This is a genomic window from Corallococcus sicarius, assembly GCF_003611735.1.
Lineage (GTDB): Bacteria > Myxococcota > Myxococcia > Myxococcales > Myxococcaceae > Corallococcus > Corallococcus sicarius.
The window spans coordinates 1-2,503 of sequence record NZ_RAWG01000567.1 but is presented as its reverse complement, the minus strand read 5'-3'; the positions used below and the strand labels follow the sequence as shown (position 1 = coordinate 2,503).

The window sequence follows — 2,503 nt, the reverse complement described above, 5'->3', positions numbered from 1 at the left end:
CCCACCCGGTGCCCGCCAGGTGCCCGGAACCAGGAGGCTTTCCGGCCAGCCAGGGAAGCAGCCTGGAGGGTGGGACTGGCATCCGCCTTGCTGAAGGTTCAACCACGATGACGCTTCGTGCCCTCGCCCTTGTCGCGTGCCTGTTGCTGGGCGCCCCCGCCGGGGCCGCGTCCGGGCTGGAGCAGGCGCGCGCGAAGGCCCAGACGGCGCGCGTGGAGGTCCGCACCCTGCGCACCCAGCAGCAGGGGCTGCGCGACGAGCTCAACGGGCTGGCCGCGCGCATCGAAGCACTCAAGGCCCAGCGTCAGGGAAGGCTCACGCCGGGCGGGGAGCTGGAGTCCGCGCTGCGCCGTTCGCAGGAGCTGAGCGGGCAGCTCACGGGGCTGGCCCAGTCGGTGTCCGGCGCGGAGGGCGAGGTGGAGCGCGCGCACCTGGCGCTGCACGGCGAGCTGTCCCAGGAGTTGACGCGGCTGCGCTCGGCCTGGGACGCGACGACGGACCGGTCCGCGCGGGCGCGCCTGCTGGAGCAGATGCGCTCCGTGCGCGGCGAACGCGAGGCCGTGCGCGCGGCGCTGCCCGCGTCCCAGGTGCCGGCGCTGGACGGGGCCGCGCGCGGGGATGATCCGGAGGACCTGCTCGCGCAGGCGGATGCGCTGCGCGACACCCAGGACAAGGTGCGCCAGCGGCTCCAGGCCCTGAAGACGCGCATCACCGAGGTGCGCGAGGAGCGCGACCTGGACCGGCGCATGAACGACTTCCTCGGCGAGGAGTCCATGTTCGACGACCAGGACCGGCGCCTGCGCCTGCGCTCGGTGGGGGCCGACGGCGTGCAGGTGGCGCCCACCCAGCGCGGCTCCGGACCCCGGCCGCCGTGGGTGACCTCGGGAGACCAGTCGTCTCCTCCTCCCATGCTCGGGGACCCCTACAGCGGGGGCAACGATGATCCGCAGTCCGAAGAGGGCACGCCGACGGCCGGGGGCATGGTGGCGCCGTCCGTCACCGCGAGCGACCGGCGGCCCCAGGTGGATCCGGTGCGCGCCCAGGCGCTGGCCGCGGGAGGTCCGGAGGACCTGACCTCCCTGGAGCAGGAGGCCGCGAAGCTGGAGTCCCTCGCGCGCGAATTGGACGGGCGCGCGGGCGCGCTGGAGCGCCGGGCGAAGACGCTGGCCCCCTGACGCAAGGGAGCGCGCGGGCGCTAGAGCACGCCGCCCTCCACCTCCAGCACCACCGTGGCCTGCAGGCGCACCTCCTTGTCCGGCAAGCGTCCGTTGCCGCGCAGGATGATGGCCATGGTGGGCGCGGCGACATAGGGCCGCAGGTCCATGTCCCCGTCCGCCTTGAGGGACAGCGTGGGGTTGGGCGGGTTCAAGCCCAGCCCCGCGATGCCATCCCGGCCGGCGAAGCGCGACTCGCGGTCCCCCGCGCGGGCGACGGCCTCCAGCGAGTCCAGGAAGTCGAAGCCCTGATCATTGGGGCTGAGCACCTTGAGCGACAGCGACTTCACCTGCACGCGTGACACCTCGTCCTTGGTGACGTCGCGGTTCTTGAAGTCCTGGTTCTGGTTGAAGTCCAGCGCCGCGAAGCTGCTGATGGCGGGAAAGGCATTGAGGAGGGTGGGTGCTCCGGAGGGGTGCGCGGGCACCGTGGTTTCACCCTGGACCTCCGTGGTGAAGGACGAAGGGGCACAGGCGACGAGCCCCAGGCCGGCCACCACCGCGAACAAGGACGACGCAGAAGACATGTCCCCAATGTACCGGGCGCCCGGGTGCGGCGTCACCGACCGCTGGCGCTGGCGGCTGTCACCCCGGCGACCGCCCTCCGGAGGGGTGTCGTGAGGATGGGGCAGGCTGGCGGGCCGGAGTATGGTGCGCGCGTCTTGGACCGCCGCCTCCGCCCGCTCCTGCTGCTCCTCGCCACCCTGTGGGGCGGGAGTGTGCGCGCGGCCGAGTGGCAGGGCTCGCTCAAGGGCACCGGCCGGATGCTCGTGGACAGCAACGCCCCGCGGGACTTCTCCGACGGCATCACCCGCGGGCCCGGCACGGACGTGGCGCTGAGCGTGCTGGGCACGGCGGAGGGCCGGGGCACCGGCGAGCGCGCGCAGCTGGTGGGGCGCTACGAGCTGGGCGCGCGCAAGTACGTGTCCTACGCCAACGAGGACACGCTGGTGCAGGCGGGCGCGCTGGAGGGCTCGCTCGCGCTGGGCACCGAGTGGGGCGTGGGCCTGGAGGGGCACGTCAAGGACCGGCGGGGCGGCAGCCGCGCGTACTCGGACCTGGGCACCAGCGTCTTCGCCGAGTACGCCCCGGACGTGCGGCTGGCGCTGCGCGTGCGGCTGGGCGCGCGCCGCTTCGTGTACCGCCCGGACGAGACGGCCGACTTCGGCGGGCCGGAGGTGGGGGTGCTGGGGCGCTACCGGCTGGACCGGCGCCACTCCCTGAGCGTGTTCGGGGAGTGGGGCTCCCGCCGCTACGGCATCCAGGCCCGGCCCTTTCCCGGCATCCTC

Annotated in this window: 2 protein-coding genes and 1 pseudogene; 2 read left to right on the top strand and 1 reads right to left on the bottom strand. The window is 74.0% G+C overall.

Going from position 1 to position 2,503, the window contains the following annotated elements; genetic code table 11:
- The first annotated feature begins 107 nt into the window (after positions 1-107).
- Positions 108-1,175: a TetR family transcriptional regulator gene (locus tag D7X12_RS40745; protein ID WP_120630487.1), complete on the top strand. Its 1,068-nt coding sequence runs from the start codon at positions 108-110 to the stop codon at positions 1,173-1,175.
- Between the two features lie 20 nt (positions 1,176-1,195).
- On the opposite strand, the gene D7X12_RS40740 is transcribed toward D7X12_RS40745, so the two are convergent.
- Positions 1,196-1,741: a hypothetical protein gene (locus D7X12_RS40740; RefSeq protein ID WP_208719615.1), complete on the bottom strand. Its 546-nt coding sequence runs from the start codon at positions 1,739-1,741 to the stop codon at positions 1,196-1,198.
- A 135-nt stretch (positions 1,742-1,876) separates the two neighbouring features.
- On the opposite strand from D7X12_RS40740, the pseudogene D7X12_RS40735 reads away from it, so the two are divergent.
- Positions 1,877-2,503: pseudogene (locus tag D7X12_RS40735) on the top strand (hypothetical protein); the annotation flags it as partial.

What these genes read in the sequence shown, in the direction of transcription:
- D7X12_RS40745 (WP_120630487.1), top strand. Translation starts at nt 108, where the DNA reads ATGACGCTTCGTGCCCTCGCCCTTGTCGCGTGCCTGTTGCTGGGCGCC.
- D7X12_RS40740 (WP_208719615.1), bottom strand. Translation starts at nt 1,741, where the DNA reads ATGTCTTCTGCGTCGTCCTTGTTCGCGGTGGTGGCCGGCCTGGGGCTC.